The 14,216-nt window shown below is 56.5% G+C and carries 16 protein-coding genes; 11 read left to right on the forward strand and 5 right to left on the reverse strand.

All coding sequences use genetic code 11. From position 1 onward, the window contains the following. Window positions 1-30: 30 nt before the first annotated feature. The 3 genes from araC (at window position 31) to N7V53_RS11720 (ending at window position 3,714) form a co-directional block, all read left to right on the forward strand. The gene (gene araC / locus N7V53_RS11710; RefSeq protein WP_279793461.1) at window positions 31-927 is read left to right on the forward strand and encodes an arabinose operon transcriptional regulator AraC; all 897 of its coding nucleotides are present in this window, start codon (window positions 31-33) and stop codon (window positions 925-927) included. A gap of 63 nt (window positions 928-990) precedes the next feature. After that, window positions 991-1,563, forward strand: a complete 573-nt coding sequence (locus N7V53_RS11715) for an XRE family transcriptional regulator (RefSeq protein ID WP_124968294.1) — start codon at window positions 991-993, stop codon at window positions 1,561-1,563. 192 nt (window positions 1,564-1,755) lie between these two features. Beyond that, window positions 1,756-3,714 (forward strand): U32 family peptidase, encoded by a 1,959-nt coding sequence (locus tag N7V53_RS11720; protein ID WP_279793462.1) that lies wholly within the window; start codon window positions 1,756-1,758, stop codon window positions 3,712-3,714. Window positions 3,715-3,747: 33 nt separating this feature from the next. Here the strand turns inward: N7V53_RS11720 and N7V53_RS11725 are convergent, their stop codons facing one another. After that, window positions 3,748-4,689, reverse strand: a complete 942-nt coding sequence (locus N7V53_RS11725) for a LysR family transcriptional regulator (RefSeq protein ID WP_279793463.1) — start codon at window positions 4,687-4,689, stop codon at window positions 3,748-3,750. 96 nt (window positions 4,690-4,785) lie between these two features. On the opposite strand from N7V53_RS11725, the gene N7V53_RS11730 reads away from it, so the two are divergent. Further along, window positions 4,786-5,466, forward strand: a complete 681-nt coding sequence (locus N7V53_RS11730; protein WP_279793464.1) for a nitroreductase — start codon at window positions 4,786-4,788, stop codon at window positions 5,464-5,466. A gap of 140 nt (window positions 5,467-5,606) precedes the next feature. Here N7V53_RS11730 and N7V53_RS11735 read toward each other — a convergent pair whose 3' ends face one another. The 3 genes from N7V53_RS11735 to N7V53_RS11745 are packed head-to-tail and all read right to left on the reverse strand — an operon-like array spanning window position 5,607 to window position 8,145. Continuing rightward, complete coding sequence (locus N7V53_RS11735; protein WP_023478887.1) at window positions 5,607-5,735, reverse strand: DUF2474 domain-containing protein; 129 nt, start codon at window positions 5,733-5,735, stop codon at window positions 5,607-5,609. Continuing rightward, a complete protein-coding gene (cydB, locus tag N7V53_RS11740) occupies window positions 5,735-6,745 on the reverse strand; it encodes a cytochrome d ubiquinol oxidase subunit II (RefSeq protein ID WP_042718231.1) in 1,011 nt (336 codons plus the stop codon). The genes N7V53_RS11735 and cydB overlap by 1 nt, the downstream gene beginning before the upstream one ends. Then, complete coding sequence (locus N7V53_RS11745) at window positions 6,745-8,145, reverse strand: cytochrome ubiquinol oxidase subunit I (protein ID WP_124968297.1); 1,401 nt, start codon at window positions 8,143-8,145, stop codon at window positions 6,745-6,747. The genes cydB and N7V53_RS11745 overlap by 1 nt, the downstream gene beginning before the upstream one ends. A 271-nt stretch (window positions 8,146-8,416) precedes the next feature. Here N7V53_RS11745 and N7V53_RS11750 point away from each other — a divergent pair, with 271 nt between their 5' ends. The 3 genes from N7V53_RS11750 to N7V53_RS11760 all read left to right on the forward strand — a co-directional run bounded on the left by N7V53_RS11750 (window position 8,417) and on the right by N7V53_RS11760 (window position 11,726). Beyond that, on the forward strand, window positions 8,417-9,823 hold the full coding sequence (locus N7V53_RS11750; protein WP_279793465.1) for a PLP-dependent aminotransferase family protein: 1,407 nt from the start codon (window positions 8,417-8,419) through the stop codon (window positions 9,821-9,823). 163 nt (window positions 9,824-9,986) lie between these two features. After that, window positions 9,987-11,411: an aminobutyraldehyde dehydrogenase gene (gene patD / locus N7V53_RS11755; RefSeq protein WP_279793466.1), complete on the forward strand. Its 1,425-nt coding sequence runs from the start codon at window positions 9,987-9,989 to the stop codon at window positions 11,409-11,411. 117 nt (window positions 11,412-11,528) lie between these two features. Beyond that, window positions 11,529-11,726, forward strand: a complete 198-nt coding sequence (locus N7V53_RS11760; RefSeq protein WP_279793467.1) for a hypothetical protein — start codon at window positions 11,529-11,531, stop codon at window positions 11,724-11,726. 39 nt (window positions 11,727-11,765) lie between these two features. On the opposite strand, the gene N7V53_RS11765 is transcribed toward N7V53_RS11760, so the two are convergent. Next, the gene (locus N7V53_RS11765) at window positions 11,766-12,221 is read right to left on the reverse strand and encodes a hypothetical protein (protein WP_279793468.1); all 456 of its coding nucleotides are present in this window, start codon (window positions 12,219-12,221) and stop codon (window positions 11,766-11,768) included. Between the two features lie 256 nt (window positions 12,222-12,477). On the opposite strand from N7V53_RS11765, the gene N7V53_RS11770 reads away from it, so the two are divergent. The 4 genes from N7V53_RS11770 to N7V53_RS11785 all read left to right on the forward strand — a co-directional run bounded on the left by N7V53_RS11770 (window position 12,478) and on the right by N7V53_RS11785 (window position 14,201). After that, complete coding sequence (locus tag N7V53_RS11770; protein WP_051372086.1) at window positions 12,478-12,723, forward strand: hypothetical protein; 246 nt, start codon at window positions 12,478-12,480, stop codon at window positions 12,721-12,723. A gap of 198 nt (window positions 12,724-12,921) precedes the next feature. Next, window positions 12,922-13,095, forward strand: a complete 174-nt coding sequence (locus N7V53_RS11775) for a GhoT/OrtT family toxin (protein WP_071789450.1) — start codon at window positions 12,922-12,924, stop codon at window positions 13,093-13,095. A 105-nt stretch (window positions 13,096-13,200) separates the two neighbouring features. Beyond that, window positions 13,201-13,374, forward strand: a complete 174-nt coding sequence (locus N7V53_RS11780) for a GhoT/OrtT family toxin (protein ID WP_023478687.1) — start codon at window positions 13,201-13,203, stop codon at window positions 13,372-13,374. 65 nt (window positions 13,375-13,439) lie between these two features. Next, a complete protein-coding gene (locus N7V53_RS11785) occupies window positions 13,440-14,201 on the forward strand; it encodes an alpha/beta hydrolase (protein WP_279793469.1) in 762 nt (253 codons plus the stop codon). Window positions 14,202-14,216 lie beyond the last annotated feature (15 nt).

Here is a 14,216-nt window from a genome sequence, read left to right on the forward strand (position 1 = left end):
TTGCCTGTGCTAGCGTAAGGACGCTCAATAATGTGGCCGCAAACACTTCCCATGAATGACGTTGATGATGAATTGCTGATCTACTCGCCTTTAATGCGTAGTTTTACCTTTAACGCCTATCTGGTGGCGGGTTATACGCCTATCGTCAAAGGCAATAAGCTGGACTTTTTTATTAACCGCCAGCAGGGAATGAAAGGCTATATTTTAAATATCACCCTGCGTGGCGCAGGGGTAATTCACCGTAATAACGAGACGTTTATCTGCCGGGAAAACGATATTTTGCTTTTCCCACCCGGCTGCCCGCATCACTATGGCCGTGAAACGCAAAGCGCTTACTGGGATCATTTGTGGATCTATTTTATTCCACGACCTTACTGGATTGACTGGCTGAAATGGGATCGTAACTGGCATCAGATTGGCCTGACGCAAAGTGCCGATTTGCTTTTTGTCGAGCAGTTAAAAACAGCGGTAAAAGAGGTGATTCGGCTTAACTCCTCACCAGACCGCGTGGATAAGATCCTCGCCATGAATAGCCTGGAAAAAGCACTGCTTTACTGTTTCAAACAGCAACCGGCGAGTAATCGCGCCTCGGTCGACCCGCGCATTAACGCTATTTGCCAATATCTGGATGAGAATCTGGCGGCCAGACTGACGATTAGCGAACTGGCGGCGAAAGCCTATCTTTCAACCTCAAGGCTGGCGCATCTTTTTCGCCAGGAAATTGGCATGACGATTTGGGGCTGGCGGGAGAAACAGCGGATGAGCCGGGCGGCGATGCTATTACAGCATACGCAGCTGACTATTTCGCAAATCGCCCAGGTGGTGGGTTATGACGATGCGCTCTATTTTTCGCGTCTATTTCATCAGCAATACCATGTCGGCCCGCGCGAATACCGCAAACGTTATGAGCAGTTGCATTCGCTTTAGTTTCGCTCTCTAAAATAGAAACGCTGCGCTATACTCGCTGCGTTTTAATTTCCCGGAGGCGGTATGAATATCGCGGATTATCTGGCAAAAACCCTGAAAATGCTGCGTCAGGCGCGGGGCTGGAGCCTCTCAAAACTTGCAGAAGAGACCGGCGTGTCTAAAGCGATGCTTGGGCAGATCGAACGTAACGAGTCGAGCCCGACGGTGGCGACGCTGTGGAAAATCGCCACCGGCTTAAATGTGCCGTTCTCAACCTTTATTGCGCCGCCGCAGAGCGACACGCCGCAGGCCTACGATCCCGACAGGCAGGCGATGGTGATCACGCCGCTTTTCCCGTGGGATGAACAGCTCCATTTCGATCTCTTCTCCATCACCCTTGCGCCGGGCGCGCTGAGTGAGTCAACGCCTCACGAAAAAGGGGTGATTGAACATGTGGTGGTCATCAATGGGGTGCTGGATATGCAGCTTAACGGCGAGTGGCAAACCCTGGAAGCGGGGAGCGGCGTGCGTTTCGCGGCGGATCGGGCGCATGCCTATCGCAACAGCACCGCGCAAACCGTGCATTTCCACTCATTAATCCACTATCCAAAAGAAAAAGCCGCGAGCGAACCCGCGGCAAAAAACGACGACGATTAATACCCCATAACATCCACACCGTGACGATTTCTGTTCCTGTCACCACACTAACGCGCCAGCGACGCCGGGGGAAATAGCGATTTCGGCATAGCATTGTCGCCTGGCGCAAATTCCCGGCACGACAGGTGGTGTAACGCCCCGGTTCTGACTACAATAGCCGCCATTTTGCACATAATGGATAACGACGATTGTATGCGCCTGCACCCTCATCATCTTGAACTGCTCAGCCCGGCTCGCGACACCGCCATTGCCCGTGAAGCGATCCTTCACGGCGCGGACGCAGTCTATATTGGCGGCCCCGGCTTCGGCGCCCGCCATAACGCCGGCAACAGCCTGCGCGATATTGCCGAACTGGTGCCGTTCGCCCATCGCTATGGCGCGAAGGTGTTTATCACCCTCAACACCATTCTTCATGATGATGAACTGGAACCGGCGCAGAAACTGATCGGCGATCTCTACCAGGCCGGTGTTGATGCGCTGATTGTGCAGGATATGGGCGTGCTGGAGATGGATATCCCGCCGATTGAGCTGCATGCCAGCACCCAGTGCGATATCCGCAGCGTTGAAAAAGCCAAATTCCTCTCCGACGTCGGCTTCAGCCAGATTGTGCTGGCCCGCGAGCTGAACCTTGAGCAGATCCGCGCCATTCACCAGGCGACGGACGCGACCATTGAGTTCTTTATTCACGGTGCGCTCTGCGTGGCCTACTCCGGGCAGTGCAATATCTCCCACGCGCAAACCGGCCGCAGCGCCAACCGTGGCGACTGCTCGCAGGCCTGCCGCCTGCCTTACACTCTGAAAGACGATCAGGGCCGTGTGGTGGCCTATGAAAAGCACCTGCTGTCGATGAAAGATAACGATCAGACCGCTAACCTGGCGGCGCTGATCGACGCGGGCGTGCGCTCCTTCAAAATTGAGGGGCGTTACAAAGATATGAGCTATGTGAAAAACATCACGGCTCACTATCGCCAGATGCTCGATGCGATTATCGACGATCGCCCGGAGCTGGCGCGCGCTTCCGCCGGGCGCACCGAGCACTTCTTTATTCCCTCGACGGACAAAACCTTCCATCGCGGCAGCACCGACTACTTTGTTAACGCGCGCAAAATCGATATCGGCGCGTTTGACTCACCGAAGTTCGTCGGCCTGCCGGTGGGCGAAGTGCGGAAAGTGGGCAAAGATCATCTCGACGTGGAAGTGACCGAACCGCTGGCCAACGGCGACGGGCTGAACGTGCTGGTGAAGCGCGAAGTGGTTGGTTTCCGTGTTAACGTCGCGGAGAAAACCGCCGAAAACCGCTACCGCGTCTTCCCGAACGAGATGCCGGATGCGCTGAAAACCCTGCGTCCGCACCATGCACTCAACCGCAACCTCGATCACAACTGGCAGCAGGCGTTGCTGAAAACCTCCAGCGAGCGGCGCATTGGCGTCGATATTGAGCTGGGCGGCTGGCAGGAGCAGCTGGTGCTGACGCTGACCAGCGAAGATGGCGTCAGCGTGACTCATACGCTGGATGGTCAGTTTGATGAAGCCAATAATGCGGAAAAAGCGCTCGATAACCTGAAGGATGGCCTGGCGAAGCTGGGGCAAACCCGTTACTACGCGCAGAAGGTCGACATCAACCTGCCGGGGGCGCTGTTTGTGCCGAACAGCCTGCTCAACCAGCTGCGCCGCGAAACGGTGGAGATGCTGGAAGAGGCCCGTCTGGCGAGCTATCAGCGCGGCAGCCGTAAAGCGGTGGCGACGCCTGCGCCGGTCTACCCGGAAACCCATCTCTCGTTCCTCGCCAACGTCTACAACCATAAAGCGCGTGAATTCTATCACCGCTATGGCGTGCAGTTGATTGACGCGGCGTATGAAGCCCACGAAGAGAAGGGCGAAGTGCCGGTGATGATCACCAAACACTGCCTGCGCTTTGCCTTTAACCTCTGCCCGAAACAGGCGAAGGGCAATATCAAGAGCTGGCGCGCGACGCCGATGCAACTGGTACACGGCGATGAGGTGTTAACCCTGCGCTTCGATTGCCGCCCGTGTGAAATGCACGTGATCGGCAAGATGAAAAATCACATCCTCAAGATGCCGCTGCCGGGCAGCGTGGTGGCCTCAATCAGCCCCGACGATCTGCTGAAAACCCTACCGAAAAACAGATAACCCGCAGGGTGGCGCAATGCCACCCTGTTTTGTTTATGGCGCTGAGTTGTAGCGCCAGTAGGGGGGCGATCCGAAACTCGCCAGCAGAAAGTCGATCACCGTGCGCGTATTCAGTGACGGGTATTTTCCGCCCGGGTAGAGCATCCACAGCGACTGCTCGCCCGGCGAATAGGAGGCGGTGTACTCCGGCAGCAGGGCAACCAGCTCGCCGCGATTAAGCAACTCGCCCACCTGCCAGTCCGGAAAAAGTAGCATCCCCGCGTCGTTGCGCGCCGCCTGCAACAGCAGCTCCGCATTATCCGAGAGAATTTTCGCCTGCGGCGAGAAGGCGAAATCCTGCTCACCGCGCTGAAAGCGCCAGCGCTGCAACCCGGTTTTCCCGCGATAGGCCAGCAGGCGGTGTGTCAGCAGATCTTCGGGCGAGGCGGGCGCGCCGTAGCGGCGGAGATAGTTGGGCGTCGCCACCAGGTGGCAGGTCTGTTTTGCAATCAGCCGCCCATGCAGCTCCGAGTTTTTCAGCGAGGCGATACGCACCAGCAGATCGGTACCGTCGGCAAAGGGGTCGATATAGTCATCGTTAAGATTGAGTTCAATCTGCAAGGCGGCGTAGCGCTCGCTCAGTTCGCTGATGCGTGGCCCGATATGGTTCAGGCCAAAGGAGATGGGGGCATTGATGCGGATACGGCCGCCCGGTTCGCCGCGCCGCTCGCCGACCTGCGTCTGCGCATCGCTTAGCTGCTGCAACATCGCGCGGAAGGTTCGGGCATAAATATGCCCGGCATCGGTGGCGATCACCGCGCGGGTGTTGCGATAGAGCAACTGGGTTTCCAGCGCCTGCTCAAGTTGCTGAACCACGCGCGATAAGGACGAGGCGGCAAGCCCCTCGTTGCGAGCGACTTCCGAGAGATTGCCTTCGCGTACGATGGCAAGAAAGAGGTGCATCGATCGGGCGCTAATCTGGCTGAGGTTTTTCATCTGTGCGTAATCCGCAAAGGTCCATGGCGCATTGTACTGTTTTTACGCACGGAGTTCATCGCTAAGATACGCCGACACTCAGCACGGAGACTATTTATGAGTACGCCTGTTTTAGCTTTCGATGAAACCGTCCGCCAGCGCACCTCGGTACGCGCCTTTTTGCCCACGCCGTTGACGGATGAGCAGATCCACGCCGTCCTGGAGGACGCGCAATACGCGCCCTCCAACTGCAACACCCAACCCTGGCATGTGCATGTTGTCTCTGGTGAAACCAAAGATCGCCTTGCGCAGTTGATGATCGAGAACGATATTGCCGGCAAACAGACGCCGGATTTCACCTTCGCCTATGAGGATTTCCACGGCGACTATTTTGACCGCAGCCAGCAGCAGGCGAAGCTCTATTACGAAGCGCTGGGTATTGCGCGGGATGACAAAGAGAAACGCCGTGAATACTACCTGCGTAACTACCGCTTTTTCGATGCGCCGCACGCGGCATTTCTGTTTATGCCGACCTTTGGCGATAACGTTCGCGTGGCGTCGGATATGGGCATGTACGGGCAGACCTTTTTGCTCTCCTTAGCTGCCCGCGGCTTTGCCGGTATTCCGCAGACGCTGCTCGGTTTTCATGCCGATCTGGTGCGTGAAGCGCTGGGCGTGTCGGATGAGTACCGCCTGCTGTTTGGTATCTCGTTTGGTTACGCCGACACCAGCAATATCGCCGCGACGCTGCGCATGCCGCGTATTCCGGTGGAAAGCAGCGTGGTGATGCACAAGTAGGGGTGATTTGCCGGATGGCGCTTACGCTTATCCGGCCTACAACACCGCTCGATCCGCGTAGGCCGGGTAAGGCGGAGCCGCCATCCGGCAAAAAACCAGAAAAAAGGCCGGAAACATTAACGTGTTTCCGGCCTTTGTACTTAATGGGATTTAAACCCGGCGGCTGACATCAACAGCCGGAACACCATGCTGACGGCAGCCAGCGCCAGTACGCTTCCGCCCCAGATGACGACCAGCCACATCAGCCGTTTCCATAGCGGTTGTTTCATCAGTGATACCCCTCGCCATGCTGGATTTTGCCGCGGAACACGTAGTAGCTCCAGAAGGTGTAAACCAGAATGATAGGGATGATCAACAGCGCGCCAACCAGCATAAAGCCCTGGCTCTGCGGCGGTGCCGCCGCCTGCCAGAAGCTGATATCCGGCGGGATAATGTTGGGCCAGATACTGATCCCAAGGCCGCTAAAGCCGAGGAAAATTAACCCCAGCGTCAGCAGGAACGGGCGTCTGTGCACCTCTTCATTGCCGAGGCAGCGCCACAGCCAGATGCTAAGCGCAATCACCAGCAGCGGCACCGGCGAGAAGAAGAGCAGGTTCGGCATGCTGAACCAGCGATCGGCAATCGCGCCGTGGGAGAGCGGCGTCCACAGGCTGATAACGCCCATCACCACCAGTAACGCCAGCAGCAGTTTTTTCGCCGCCGCGCGCATTTTGCCCTGCAACGGTTCGCCACTCTTCATCACCAGCCAGCTTGCACCCAGCAACGCATAAGCGATCACCAGACCAAGGCCGCAGAAGAGGTTAAACGGCGTCAGCCAGTCCAGCGCGCCGCCGCTGAAAGTGCGGCCGGTCACTTTAAAGCCATTGATAAACGCGCCAACCACCACGCCCTGCGAGAAGGTCGCCAGCAGCGAGCCGGAGAGGAAGGCTTTATCCCAGAAGGGACGGTGCGCTTCGGTCGCTTTAAAGCGGAACTCAAAGGCCACACCGCGGAAGATCAAACCAATCAGCATCAGCGTCAGCGGAATGGTCAGCGCGTCGGTAATGACCGCATAAGCCAGCGGAAAGGCGCCAAACAGCCCCGCGCCGCCCAGCACCAGCCAGGTTTCGTTCCCATCCCACACCGGCGCGACGCTGTTGACCATCACATCGCGATCGTGGCCGTCACGCGTCACCGGGAAGAGGATGCCGATGCCCAGGTCAAAACCATCCATCACGATATACATCAGGGTCGCGAAGACGATAATGACAAACCAAATTAACGGAAGATCGATACCCATTATTTATCCTCATCAGCCGGAAGACGTTCACCTGCCGCTGAAAGCGGACGTGCCGGAGTGCCCTGCGTGGTGTTTTCATCGTGCGGCTGCGGCCCTTTGGTGATCAAACGCACCATATAGAGATAGCCGACGCCAAACACCGAGCAGTAGACGATAAAGAAGGCCAGCAGGCTGAGGCTCATCTGCAAATCGCCGTGACCGGAAACCGCATCAGCGGTGCGCAGCAGACCGTAAACCACCCACGGCTGGCGACCCACCTCGGTAGTCACCCACCCGGCGAGAATAGCGATCAGCCCCGCAGGCCCCATCCAGAGCGCAAAGTGCAGGAAAGGCCGCGACTCATACAGCCGCTTGCGATAACGCAGCCACAGCGCCATCACGCCAAGACCAATCATCAGCATGCCCAGCGCCACCATGATGCGGAACGACCAGAAGACGATCGGCGAGTAGGGGCGCTCATCTTTGGGAAACTCCTTCAGCGCCGGAACCTGCTTATCGAGACTGTGGGTCAGGATCAGGCTGCCGAGCGCCGGGATCTCCACTGCGTAGCGGGTGCGCTCCTGCTCCATATCCGGCAGGCCGAACAGCAGCAGCGGCGTCGCTTCTCCCGGCGGGTTCTCCCAGTGGCCTTCAATGGCAGCAATCTTCGCTGGCTGATGCTCCAGCGTATTCAGGCCGTGCATATCGCCGACCATCGCCTGAATGGGTGCCACAACCAGCGCCATCCACATCGCCATGGAGAACATTTTGCGGATCGCCGGCGTATTGTTGCCGCGCAGCAGGTGCCAGGCCGCAGAAGCACCGACAAACAGCGCGCTGCTGAGGAAGGCGGCAATCGACATATGGAACAGGCGATAAGGGAAGGAGGGGTTGAAGACAACCTTAAACCAGTCCACCGGGATCACCTGGCCATTCTCAATGGCAAAGCCCTGCGGGGTATGCATCCAGCTATTGGAAGCGAGGATCCAGAAGGTCGACATCAGCGTGCCGAGCGCCACCATACAGGTGGAGAAAAAGTGCAGCCCGGGGCCGACTTTATTCCAGCCAAACAGCATCACGCCAAGGAAGCCAGCTTCGAGGAAGAAGGCGGTTAACACCTCATAGGTGAGCAGCGGGCCGGTAATGCTGCCCGCAAATTGCGAAAATCCGCTCCAGTTGGTGCCGAACTGATAGGCCATCACTAGACCAGAAACTACCCCCATGCCGAAGTTAACGGCAAAGATCTTCGACCAGAAGTGGTAAAGGGTTTTCCAGTCCGGGTTCCGGGTTTTCAGCCACAGACCTTCCAGCACCGCGAGATAACTGGCAAGGCCAATGGTTATCGCCGGAAAGATGATGTGGAACGAAACGGTGAAGGCGAACTGTATCCTCGCCAGGTAAAACGCATCTAAACCAAACATGCACATCCTCAGAATCAATGGTGTGGCGTCAATGTTAATGACTACGCCCGCCGACTTGCAGAAACAGTTGACAGCAATTTACATATAACAGTCCCTTACAAGGGTACGGCAGGTTGCGGGATAGTCCAGGCGAAACGGGAAATATTCACCAGAAAGTCATGGTTGTAACTGTCTATAACAGTTCGGCGCATTGCGCACTTTTTCTAAACTGATATAGCGGGATCGCTATTAGCGTGCCATCATGACGTACTCTTCGGTCACGTGAACAACCATGAAAAAATATCAGCGCCTGGCGCAGCAAATCGTTGAACAAATTGAACTTGGCGTCTGGCGTCCGGGTGAAAAGCTGCCGTCGCTGCGCGAACAGGTGGCGAGCAGCGGGCTGAGTTTTATGACCGTCGGGCATGCGTATCAGCTGCTCGAGAGCCAGGGGCGGGTGATTGCGCGCCCGCAGTCGGGCTATTTTGTCGCACCGACGCCGGGGTTGACGCGCGCACCTGCGCCACAGGTGATGCGTGACGAAGCGGTTGATATCAACACCTATATATTTGATGTATTGCAGGCGAGCTGCGATGCCTCGGTGCTGCCGTTTGGCTCCGCGTTTCCCGATCCAAAACTCTTTCCGATGCCGCAGCTTAACCGCTCGCTGGCGAAGGTAAGCAAGAGTGCAGGGGCGATGAGCGTGATTGAGAACCTGCCGCCGGGCAACAGCCAGTTACGCCATGCTATCGCCCGGCGTTACGCCCGCCAGGGAATGAATATATCGCCGGATGAGATTGTGATTACCGCCGGTGCCCTCGAAGCGCTAAACCTCAGTTTGCAAGCCGTCACCGAACCGGGCGACTGGGTCATCATTGAGAGCCCCTGTTTTTACGGCGCGTTACAGGCGCTGGAGCGGCTGAAGCTGAAAGCGCTCTCGGTGCCGACGGATGTGAAAGCCGGTATCGATCTCGACGCCCTTGAGCAGGCACTGACCGAGTACCCGGTAAAAGCCTGCTGGCTGATGACCAATAGCCAGAACCCGCTCGGCTTCACTCTCAGCCCGGAGAAAAAGGCGCGGCTGGTTGAGTTGCTGACCGCGCACAACGTCACGCTGATTGAAGATGATGTCTACAGCGAGCTCTATTACGGCCGTGAACAGCCGCTGCCCGCCAAAGCCTGGGACAAGCAGGATATGACCCTGCACTGTTCCTCCTTTTCAAAATGTCTTGTCGCCGGGTTTCGCGTCGGCTGGGTGGCGGCCGGGCGTCACGCGCGGCGCATTCAGCAACTGCAATTAATGAGCACGTTATCCACCAGTTCGCCGCTACAGCTGGCGCTGGTTGATTATCTCTCCACCCATCACTACGACGCGCACCTGCGCCGCTTACGCCGCCAGCTGGCGGAGCGCAAGCATCTCGCCTGGCAGGCGCTGCTGCGCCATCTGCCGCCGGAGGTGAAAATCTACCGTAACGAGAGCGGCTATTTTTTATGGCTGGAGTTGCCGAACGGCCTGGATGCGGGCGTGCTCAGCCAGCAGGCGCTGGCGCACCACATCAGCATCGCGCCGGGCAAGATGTTTTCCACTTCCGATAACTGGATCTCCTTCTTTCGCTTTAACTGCGCCTGGGCGTGGGGCGAGAAAGAGGAGCGGGCGGCGATGCGCCTCGGCGAGCTGATACGCCAGATGATGCAATAGCCTTTTGCCGCTGCGCTGACCGCTATTCATAGGAAATGTGAATAGCAACACAGATCGGCACTGGCTGCCCACCCGTTCTCTCTGCGCGCCGTCTATTTTTAATAGAGTGGGGGCCTTGCGGCTAATCCGTAAACAGACTTATTGACCGGGCAGAGGGAACGCAATGCAACATCAACTGTTTATTAATGGCGAACTGGTTAACGGCGAAGGTGAAGAGCAGGCGGTCTACAATCCCGCCACCGGCGAGGTGCTGCTGTCGATCGCCGAAGCGTCACATGCGCAGGTCGACGCGGCCGTCGAGGCAGCAGACCGGGCCTTTGTCGAGTGGGGGCAGACTACGCCAAAAGCGCGCGCCGAGGCGCTGCTGCAACTGGCGCAGGTGATTGAGGATAACGCAGAGATGTTTGCGCGCCTCGAGTCTCTCAACTGCGGCAAGCCGTTGCACTGCGTATTAAATGATGAACTTCCGGCGGTGGTGGATGTTTTCCGCTTCTTCGCCGGTGCCGCCCGCTGCCTGAACGGGCTGGCGGCGGGCGAGTATCTGGAGGGGCACACCTCAATGATTCGCCGCGATCCGTTAGGCGTGGTGGCCTCTATTGCGCCCTGGAACTATCCGTTGATGATGGCGGCATGGAAACTTGCCCCGGCGCTGGCAGCGGGAAACTGCGTAGTCATCAAACCCTCCGAAATTACACCGCTGACCCTGTTAAAGCTGGCGGAGTTAGCGCAAGGCATCTTCCCGGCGGGTGTGCTGAATGTGCTGTTTGGCCGCGGGCAGAGCGTTGGCGATCGCTTAACCGGCCATCACAAGGTGCGCATGGTTTCGCTGACCGGATCGATTGCCACCGGTGAGCACATCATTTCTCATACCGCTTCCTCTATTAAACGCACCCATATGGAGCTCGGCGGCAAAGCGCCGGTGATTGTGTTTGATGATGCCGATCTCGACGCGGTGGTCGAAGGGGTGCGCACCTTTGGCTTCTATAATGCCGGGCAGGATTGCACCGCTGCTTGCCGCATCTATGCGCAAAAGGGCATTTATGATGCGCTGGTTGAGAAGCTGGGCGCAGCGGTGGCGAGCCTGAAGATGGGCGAGCCGAACGATGAGTCCACCGAGCTTGGGCCGCTCAGCTCGCAGGCGCACCTTGAGCGCGTGGCGCGCGCCGTCGAAGAGGCAAAGGCGCTCGGGCATATCAAAGTGGTGACCGGCGGCAACAGGCAGCCGGGGGCGGGTTATTACTATCAGCCAACCTTGCTGGCCGGGGCAAAGCAGGAAGACGCCATCGTGCAGCGCGAAGTGTTTGGCCCGGTGGTCAGCGTTACGGAGTTTGATGACGAAGCGCAGGTGCTCGCCTGGGCCAACGATTCCAACTACGGCCTCGCCTCATCGGTATGGACAAAAGATGTCGGACGCGCGCACCGCATCAGCGCGCGGTTACAGTATGGCTGCACCTGGGTCAATACCCACTTTATGCTGGTCAGCGAAATGCCGCACGGCGGGCAAAAACACTCGGGCTACGGCAAAGATATGTCGATTTACGGCCTGGAGGATTACACGGTGGTGCGGCATGTGATGATCAAACATTAATATTTATCGTCGCCAGGGACGATAGTAAATTACTTACAAATAATGTCATTACCCCGTCACAAAAAGCGGTAATAATAGCTGGCTTTTTGAATAATCAGGCAGGGGAATTAAATCATAATGAGTAAAATCGTAGTCGTACTGATTCCCGGGCGTGCTGCCGAGTTTCTGACGGTGGATGACGGCGACACAACTATCTCTTCAACACTATCAAATGGCGCAATGCCGATTGAAAGTTACTGGTGTGAAGGAGAGGAATTTTATTTTGCCCGCGCACAGCTGGCGCTAACAATGGAATGTGGCGTGGTGGCACAGTAATAAAAAAGGGCTCAGTTGAGCCCTTTTTTATCGCGTAATTTAACGGCGGAGAAACGCTTCATTTTCGCGCGGTGCCCAATCTTTCTCTGAAAAATCGTAGGTAGGTAGCGCCTCATCTTTAATGCCCTGCGAGCGCAGCACGGCGCGGACTTCCGTCGGTAAGTTTTCGTCGCGGAACAGCTCGGCCAGCACAAACAGCGTGTCGATAAAGGAGAGCTGTTTCACTTCAAATGGCTTCCAGCCGGTGCGTTTAAAGATTAAATGGTAGAGCGCCTCCTCACCGGCGAGGGGAACAAAGTTACAGGCATACTTTTCACGATGGCGCGCCAGCAGGACTTCGAGGATAAAAATTTGCGCGATGCGCTGCCTCGCAGCATGGCCCCGCACGCTATCCGTGGTCCAATCGTTAAGCGTGATGTCATTATTTTCACGCACCCGAACTTCAATGGCTTGCCACAGATCGTCATATTTCTGCATAAACTTACCTTGTTTCACCTTTTCTTTGCCTGTTAAAAACAATAACAGAGAAGATTCTGGCTCGCCAAATATAGCAGTACTAAATTACTGGCTTTCGCTATTAATAATCAGACTTAAGTTAAATCTCACGTGGAAATGCTCATGGATGGGTCGGGTTGTTTTTAATCAATATCCAACAGGCATAATAAGAATATTTTTATGATTCATACCTTCACGGGATACGAAAATGAAAATAGCGACGTGGTTGGCAGGCTTTATTGTGGTTTGCAGCGTGATGATGGCACCGCAGGGAGTGGCAAAAGGGCAGGCGCTAAGCGATGCGCAGGTGAAACAGGCGATTATTGAAGAGTCGATCGCTGAGTATCCGGGCACCTGCGCCTGTCCGTTCAATCGCGCACGGAACGGCAGTTCATGCGGGCGGCGTAGCGCATGGAGCAAAGCAGGGGGCTATGCGCCCATTTGTTACGCTAATGAGGTGACGAAGGAGATGATCAGGGCGTGGCGCGAGCGCCAACAATAACCAGAAAAGAGACGTCCGCTGACGCTGCGTTTATCCTCCCCATCAAGGATTACTCCTGGCGGACGTTTATCAGTAGATTCAGCCCGTTAGATCAAAATAGCGACATATAGCCTCTTTTGAGAAACTATTTAAACTTGATAAAGGTCAATTAAAAGAGCATATTGCGCACGTTTTGTTACTTCTGGGTTAATGTTTGTTATGTCCTTATACCAAAAAATGTTGGTGTTCTATTGTGTCATGGCGTTGATCTGCGCCTTTATCACCTGGTTTCTGTCGCACGATCGTAAACGCATCCGCCTGCTGAGCGCTTTTCTGGTCGGTTCCACCTGGCCGATGAGCTTTCCGGTGGCGCTGCTGTTCTCCATTTTCTGATCTCTGCCTGACCGCTAAAGCAAAGCGTGACCGCCCCGACAGCATGCGGGCAAAAAAGGGAGCAGCATAGAGAGTGCACGTTGGCCTATGGACAGGAGAAGGTGGATGGATCTCTACACAAAACTGCTGATTTTTTACGGGGTAATGGCGACGATTTGCGCGCTTGTCACCTGGTTTCTCACCAAAGAGAAGCGCACCATGCGCTTGTTGAGCGCGCTATTAGTCGGTGCAACATGGCCGATCAGCTTCCCGGTGGCACTTCTCATTTCACTCTTTTGAAATCGCTCGCAATCTTGCGCTGGAATGCTGTATAAAATACCAGTATCACGCAAGAGGGGGAGCAAATGGACGAACTCTATTCACATCACGCGCAGTGCCGCGTTCGCTGGCATGCCTTACCGGGCGAAGGCGATCCGGTGGTCTTTATTCACGGCCTGGGCTGCGCATCATCGTTTGAATATCCACGCATTATTACCGACCCGGCACTCGCCGGACGACGCGCAGTACTTATCGATCTGCCCGGCAGCGGCTACAGTGAACGACCCGCCAGCTACGCCTATCGCACCACCGATCAGGCAAACGTCGTAGTCGAAGTGCTCGATCACCTTGGACTGGATGCCTTCTGGCTCTACGGTCACAGCATGGGCGGCAGCATCGCCATTGAGGTCGCCTCACTTATTCAATCTCGTCTTAACGGACTTGCCGTTTCCGAGCCTAATTTTTACCCCGGCGGTGGGCAGTTCAGCCGCGAGGTGGCCAGCATGGACGAAGGGGATTTTGTCACCTGCGGCTATGCGGCGATGCTGGCGCGGGAGACCTCGCCGTGGGCGGGCAGTTTGCAGAGCACTGCGCCCTGGGCGATGTGGCGGGAAGCGAAAAGCCTGGTTGAGGACATCACGCCCGGCTGGATGAAGCTGTTTGTCGACCTGCCGCGCCCGAAGACGCTGATTTTCGGCGCACACTCGCTGCCGGATAACGACGCCGATGAAGTTCGCCAGCAGGGGATCGATCTGCGCATTATCGCCGACGCCGGTCACTCGATGTCGTGGGAGCAGCCAGCGGCGCTGGCGCTGGCGATAGGATCGTTTATCGCGCAGCACGAATAAAAAACCCGGCGGAGT

Origin of the sequence: Kosakonia sp. HypNH10 (assembly GCF_029850615.1) — a bacterium.
Taxonomy (GTDB): domain Bacteria; phylum Pseudomonadota; class Gammaproteobacteria; order Enterobacterales; family Enterobacteriaceae; genus Kosakonia; species Kosakonia cowanii.

Coding starts and splice junctions, on each gene's coding strand:
- araC (WP_279793461.1), top strand. CDS start 31: ATGTGGCCGCAAACACTTCCCATGAATGACGTTGATGATGAATTGCTG.
- N7V53_RS11715 (WP_124968294.1), top strand. CDS start 991: ATGAATATCGCGGATTATCTGGCAAAAACCCTGAAAATGCTGCGTCAG.
- N7V53_RS11720 (WP_279793462.1), top strand. CDS start 1,756: ATGCGCCTGCACCCTCATCATCTTGAACTGCTCAGCCCGGCTCGCGAC.
- N7V53_RS11725 (WP_279793463.1), bottom strand. CDS start 4,689: ATGAAAAACCTCAGCCAGATTAGCGCCCGATCGATGCACCTCTTTCTT.
- N7V53_RS11730 (WP_279793464.1), top strand. CDS start 4,786: ATGAGTACGCCTGTTTTAGCTTTCGATGAAACCGTCCGCCAGCGCACC.
- N7V53_RS11735 (WP_023478887.1), bottom strand. CDS start 5,735: ATGAAACAACCGCTATGGAAACGGCTGATGTGGCTGGTCGTCATCTGG.
- cydB (WP_042718231.1), bottom strand. CDS start 6,745: ATGGGTATCGATCTTCCGTTAATTTGGTTTGTCATTATCGTCTTCGCG.
- N7V53_RS11745 (WP_124968297.1), bottom strand. CDS start 8,145: ATGTTTGGTTTAGATGCGTTTTACCTGGCGAGGATACAGTTCGCCTTC.
- N7V53_RS11750 (WP_279793465.1), top strand. CDS start 8,417: ATGAAAAAATATCAGCGCCTGGCGCAGCAAATCGTTGAACAAATTGAA.
- patD (WP_279793466.1), top strand. CDS start 9,987: ATGCAACATCAACTGTTTATTAATGGCGAACTGGTTAACGGCGAAGGT.
- N7V53_RS11760 (WP_279793467.1), top strand. CDS start 11,529: ATGAGTAAAATCGTAGTCGTACTGATTCCCGGGCGTGCTGCCGAGTTT.
- N7V53_RS11770 (WP_051372086.1), top strand. CDS start 12,478: ATGATGGCACCGCAGGGAGTGGCAAAAGGGCAGGCGCTAAGCGATGCG.
- N7V53_RS11775 (WP_071789450.1), top strand. CDS start 12,922: ATGTCCTTATACCAAAAAATGTTGGTGTTCTATTGTGTCATGGCGTTG.
- N7V53_RS11780 (WP_023478687.1), top strand. CDS start 13,201: ATGGATCTCTACACAAAACTGCTGATTTTTTACGGGGTAATGGCGACG.
- N7V53_RS11785 (WP_279793469.1), top strand. CDS start 13,440: ATGGACGAACTCTATTCACATCACGCGCAGTGCCGCGTTCGCTGGCAT.